A 5,691-nucleotide genomic window follows, 5' to 3' on the forward strand; every position below is an offset into this window, starting at 1 on the left:
GCTCAAAAGATGAAAAGATAAAAGAGCTGGAAAACAACGTCACACAAACTAGTCAAATGCTCCTTTCTAAGCAAACCGAGCTAGAAGCTCAAAAAAGAACGCTAAAGATCGACATGCAAAACTACGAAATTTTGCGCCAGCAGATAAATATGCTGCAAAAAAAGATAGTCGATACCTCGCTACTTCTAAGTGACGGTAACAAAAGTGGTGCAAAAAATGTGCTAAGCCTGCAAAATGAGTTAGAAAACGCAAGGCAAAAGCTAAACGAGAGCAACAAGACGATAGAGAGGCTAAATTCAAAGATAAATGAGCTAAGCTCAACCACTCACAAAGGTGGTGGCGGCAGCGTAAATGCCCAGATAGTCGAGCTACAAAAGGATATCGAGCAAAATTTAAACAGACAAGACGAGCTTGAAAATGAAAATGTAAATTTAAAAAATATCTTGCAAGCCACAACCAAGCCAGAAACGCCAACAAAGCTTGTCCTCATCTCAACTCTTGAGTGCGACGATATGGACGCAAAGGACAAGGTGAGCGTCATGTGTAAAAACAGAGTGAGCGAGTTTTTGCAGAGATTTAACTCAAACTATATGTATGAGATCATCCCGATCGTCGATAAGAAAAATATCGTCATCCCAACAAATGTCGCTCAAAGCATCAAAAAAGACGACCTTGGCAAGCTAAACAACTACGTAAACTACGGCGTTGGCAAAGAGCGTGCAAAAGCAGCTGCTGAGCTTATAAAAGAGGAATTTGGCGACTTTGCAAGGATCAGCTTTAGCTCAGAAGTGATCGTAAGAGAGGTCTCGCGCGGCTTTATCATCAAGGTGTATAGATGATCTTAGCTCAGCTTAGTAGCGGCTATCGCTACAACAGTGACACGCTCGTGCTCTATGACTTTATAAGATCAAATTTGCAAAATTTCTCAGGTAGGGTCTTAGACGTGGGAGCAGGGTGCGGGATACTCGGGCTTTTGCTTAAGCGCGACTATAAAAATGCAAGCCTAAATTCGCTTGATATTTTGCAGATAAATGGCGAAATTTCTAAATTTAATGCTTACCAAAATGGCCTTGAGATGGAGTTTATAAACGCTGACTTTGCAAATTTCAAAGATGGCGAGAAATTTGATCTTATAGTTTCAAATCCGCCGTTTTATCACGACGGAGCAAAGCAGAGCGAGGACGAGCACATCAGGGTTAGTAGATATGTAAGCTCGCTAAATTTAAAGGACTTTATAAGAGGCATAAGCCTAAATTTAAAGCCGCACAAAAGGGCGTTTTTTTGCTATGCGCCTGATGATTTGGGGGAGATTGTGAGTTATTTAAAGGAGTTTAAGCTAAACTTAGTGTGCTTAAAATTTATCCATACAAAAGCTGACAAGCCTGCAAATTTGGCTCTTTTTGAGGTGAGAAATAACTCAAATTCAAAGCTAAAAGTCTTGCCGCCTTTGGTGATGAGCGAAAATGGCTCGCACACGAAAGAGGCATTAGAAATTTTTAAAAAAGCTGATACAAACAGCACGGACTACGTGGGACAAGCATGAGAAAAGATGGCTTTAGTTATGAGTTTGACCCAAGTTGCTGCGAGAGCTGTGGCGGCAAGTGCTGCACTGGCGAGAGCGGCTATATCTGGATAGATGAGGGCGAAATTTCAAAATTTTGCGCCGCTTTTGGTATGTCAAGAGATGAGTTTGAGAGCAAATTTCTAATAAAAGTGGGCGTTAGGCGCAGCATAAGAGAAAAGGCCTATGAAGAAGGCTTTGCGTGCATATTTTTTGATGAAAATAACAAAAACTGCTCGGTCTATGAGCTAAGGCCGCAGCAGTGCAGGACCTTCCCGTTTTGGGATCATTTTAAGAAAAATTTAAAGGAGCTAAAAGCAGAATGCGTTGGCGTAAAATTTTAATAATTTTCATAAGCATATTTTTTGCCTCGCCACTGCTCTATGCTGATGATAACAAAAGTGTAAATTTACGCCTTATGCAAGCTTTGATCTCGCAAGATAACGGCGATATAAACGCTAGCATTCAGACCTATCTGGGGCTTTTTAAAGAGACAAATCAAAAAACCTATCTAAAAGAGGCGATCAAGCTCGCATTTGCCGCGAAAAATGAAAATTTAGAAGCGCTTATGGCTGAGGGCGAGAAGAGCTTAAAAGACGATAGTGATTTTATCAGGATCAAGGTTGCAAATTTAGTCAATCTATCTAAGCTAAACGAGGCAAAAGAGCTGATGCAAGAGCTTGCCACAAAAGAGCCAAACGCCCAAAATTTGCTCATGCTTGGCACCATTTGCATGATGCAAAATGATACGGTAACAGCGCTAAAATACTTTGAAGAGGCATATTCGCTAAAGCCTGAAGAGGAGAATTTACTCCGCATCGTTGATATCCTTTTAAACCGCATGGATAATGTAAAAGATGCGACAAAATACCTCGAGAAATTCCGTGAGGAGCAGGGCTGCACTCAAAAAACATGCGAGCTTTTAGCTGAAATTTACTCTCAGCAAAGAAATTTCCCAAAGGTGATCGAGCTTTTTGAAGAGATCTATGACATCACTCACGATACCACTTATCTTGATAAGATCGTGCAGTACTTTATCTACGACAAAAATTACAAAGCGGCTATTGAAATTTTGAAAAAATATGGCTACAACGACGCCACGCTTATGGATCTTTACGCTGCGACTGGAAATTTTGGCGATGCGTATGTGCTTGCGGTTAAAATTTATAACGACAGCAGAGATCTAAATTTCTTAGCAAAGGCCGCTATCTACGAGTACGAGATGAGTAAAGAGAGCTTGGATGAGAAAAAGATAGCTGAGATATTGGATAAATTTGAAGCAAGCGTGCCAAAGCTTGAGAACGACGTCTTTTTTAACTACTATGGCTACTTGCTTATTGACCACGACATAGACCCAAGAAAGGGCGTGGAGATGGTGCAAAAAGCGCTAAATATATCGCCTGACTCGCCTTACTACGAGGACTCGCTAGCGTGGGGATACTTCAAGCTTGGCGAGTGCAAAAAGGCAAAGGGCATAATGTTGCATGCGATGAAAGATGTTGATTTTAAGGCTTCAAAAGAGGCAAAAGAGCACTTGCACCTCATCGAGCGCTGCATAATAAATTTAAACAAAAGGCTTAAAAAATGATACTTGATGAGATCATAAAAAAGACAAAAGATGATCTAGAAAAACGCAAGGCAGACTTTCCTATGGAGTGGCTAGGACGCTCGCTCGCATACAACCCATATGTGCCAAGAGACGTTTTAAAGGCACTTAGGGCAAGTGAAAATGAGCCTATAAAGATCATAGCTGAGATAAAAAAAGCAAGCCCAAGCAAAGGCGTGATAAGAGAGGACTTTGAGCCGATAAAAATAGCGCAGGAGTACGAGCAGTACGCAAATGCTTTTAGCATCCTAACAGAGCCTCATTGGTTTAAGGGCGATATAGAGTACATCACGCAAGTTCGTCGCTACGCTTCAAGGCCGATCCTGCGAAAAGACTTTATCGTTGATAAGTATCAAATTTTAGAAGCACTTGTTTATGGAGCGGACTTTATCCTACTCATTGCCAAGGCGCTAACTCAAAGCGAGCTAAAAGAGTTACTTGAGTACGCGCACCACTTAGGGCTTGAGGTCTTAGTAGAGACCCATGACGCGAGCGATGTGAAAAAGGCGATCTTTGCAGGAGCAAATATAATAGGGATAAATCATAGAAATTTAGATGATTTTACGATGGATATGAGCCTTTGCGAGAAGCTCGTGCCGCTTTTGCCAAATGGCAAGATAATAGTCGCTGAAAGCGGACTTTACGAGCATGAGCAGCTTCGCGAGCTAAGTAAGATCGGAGTCGATGCCTTCTTGATAGGAGAGCATTTTATGAGGCAAGATGATATAAAAAATGCCGTTAAAAAGATAAAGGAGGGCGAGTGATGCAGCACCTTTGTGCCCCTTGGAGAAGCGAGTATTTCAGCGCAAAAAAAGATAGTTGTGTCTTTTGCGAGGTCATAAACTCAAAAGAGGACGACGAGAAAAATGGTGTGCTTTTTCGTGCTAAGCACTGCTTTGGGATAATGAATTTATACCCGTATTCGCCAGGACACTTTATGATCATACCAAACCATCACACCGACAAGATCGAGGAGCTTGACGAGCAGACGTGGTTTGAGATGAGTAAATTTGTAAGGCTTGGGGTTGAAATTTTAAAGCGTGAGCTTCACGCTCAAGGCGTAAATATCGGTATGAATTTAGGCAAGGCAGCAGGTGCTGGCATAGCTGAGCACGTGCATTATCACCTTGTGCCAAGGTGGAGCGGGGATACAAATTTCATAACGACGATCGCCGATGTGAGAGTAAATGGCACGCCGTTTCATCCGCTTTTTGAAAAACTAAAAAAGGCTTTTAGTGGCGTTATATGAGCTTGATATAGAGCAGTGGCTGGAAAAAAAGGGCGAGTGCGAGCTCTTAATAGACGCTAGATCGCCGCATGAATATGCCTACTCGCACATAAAAGATGCGATAAATTTATACGCGCTAAACGACGCAGAGCACAAAGAGGTAGGCACGATTTATAAAAACGACAGAGCTCTAGCTAAGAGCCTTGGCGCAAAATATATCTGCAACAACCTGCAAAATATCATCGACGAGGTCTATAAAAGGGCTAAGGTCGGCTCTGCGATCGGTATCTACTGCGCAAAGGGCGGACTTAGATCAAGCTCGGTTGGCTTTGTGTTAAGCATGATTGGGTATAGGGTTTTTAGGCTAAATGGCGGCTACAAGGCATATAGAAACCATGTTTTGGAGTTTTTAGAGCGTCCTTTAAACACGAAATTTATCACTCTTTTTGGCAACACTGGCTGCTATAAAAGTAAGCTAATAAGGGCACTCACGCCATCAATTGACCTTGAAGCGATGGCAAATCACCTAGGCTCAGTCTTTGGCGCGATAAATGGCCCACAGCCTAGCCAAAAGAGTTTTGAAGATGCGTTATTTGAGGAGCTTTCTGCGCTAAAAGATCAAATTTGCTTTATCGAGGGCGAGAGCAGAAGGATCGGCTCGCTAACACTTCCAAAAAGCCTTTATGAAGCGATGCGAAGCGGTGTTTGTGTTGAGATTAGTGCGAGCTTGGAAAATAGAATTTCTTGCATCACAAGCGACTATAAAAGCGTGGATAAGGCCTTTTTTGATGAGTGCATAAAGAAAATTTCACCATTTATCGACAAAGAGGCCAGAGATGAGGCTGTAGCTAAATTTAACGAAAACGACATCGCCAAAGTGGCTGAAATTTTACTCACAAAATACTACGACAAGGTCTATAAGAAAAATGAAAACATTAGCGTTTTTGTAAGCTCTGATGATCTTGACGAGGCGGTAAAAAAGCTAAATTTGATAAGGGCTGAGGCTAAAATTTAGCGGACTTCTGACTTGTTTTTTAATTTGACTTTTTTGGTCGTTAAATTTTGGATTATTCTAGGTTAAATTTGCTTTTAAATTTAAAAATTGCTAGCTCAAATTTGCTCTTAAGCTTAAAATAGACCTCTTTTGCACTTAAATAAAACTTAGTTTAAGGCTATTTTTATCTATAACTTCAATTTTTTTCTTATTTTTGTAAATTTTTACTCAAATTTGCGCTAAAAAACATCAAACCAGCAGCTAAATTTGGCTTGCTGGGAAATTTGGCTGCCACCCACTCC

Annotated in this window: 6 protein-coding genes and 1 pseudogene; all 7 read left to right on the plus strand. The window is 41.2% G+C overall.

Going from position 1 to position 5,691, the window contains the following annotated elements:
* Positions 1-839, plus strand: a pseudogene (locus Q0296_RS01505) (hypothetical protein); the annotation flags it as partial.
* A complete protein-coding gene (locus tag Q0296_RS01510) occupies positions 836-1,543 on the plus strand; it encodes a methyltransferase (RefSeq protein WP_298035849.1) in 708 nt (235 codons plus the stop codon). The pseudogene Q0296_RS01505 and the gene Q0296_RS01510, both read left to right, overlap by 4 nt.
* Positions 1,540-1,905, plus strand: coding sequence for a YkgJ family cysteine cluster protein (locus Q0296_RS01515; protein WP_298035851.1), 366 nt, complete (start codon positions 1,540-1,542; stop codon positions 1,903-1,905). The genes Q0296_RS01510 and Q0296_RS01515 overlap by 4 nt, the downstream gene beginning before the upstream one ends.
* Complete coding sequence (locus Q0296_RS01520) at positions 1,884-3,149, plus strand: hypothetical protein (protein ID WP_298035852.1); 1,266 nt, start codon at positions 1,884-1,886, stop codon at positions 3,147-3,149. Before Q0296_RS01515 ends, Q0296_RS01520 begins: the two co-directional genes overlap by 22 nt.
* On the plus strand, positions 3,146-3,931 hold the full coding sequence (gene trpC / locus Q0296_RS01525) for an indole-3-glycerol phosphate synthase TrpC (protein WP_298035854.1): 786 nt from the start codon (positions 3,146-3,148) through the stop codon (positions 3,929-3,931). Before Q0296_RS01520 ends, trpC begins: the two co-directional genes overlap by 4 nt.
* Positions 3,931-4,416: an HIT domain-containing protein gene (locus tag Q0296_RS01530; RefSeq protein WP_149701661.1), complete on the plus strand. Its 486-nt coding sequence runs from the start codon at positions 3,931-3,933 to the stop codon at positions 4,414-4,416. The genes trpC and Q0296_RS01530 overlap by 1 nt, the downstream gene beginning before the upstream one ends.
* Entirely contained in the window at positions 4,403-5,410 is a 1,008-nt protein-coding gene (gene mnmH / locus Q0296_RS01535) for a tRNA 2-selenouridine(34) synthase MnmH (protein WP_298035857.1), read from the plus strand. The genes Q0296_RS01530 and mnmH overlap by 14 nt, the downstream gene beginning before the upstream one ends.
* Positions 5,411-5,691: the final 281 nt, after the last annotated feature.

The sequence above is a fragment of the uncultured Campylobacter sp. genome (genome assembly GCF_937890585.1).
Taxonomy (GTDB): domain Bacteria; phylum Campylobacterota; class Campylobacteria; order Campylobacterales; family Campylobacteraceae; genus Campylobacter_A.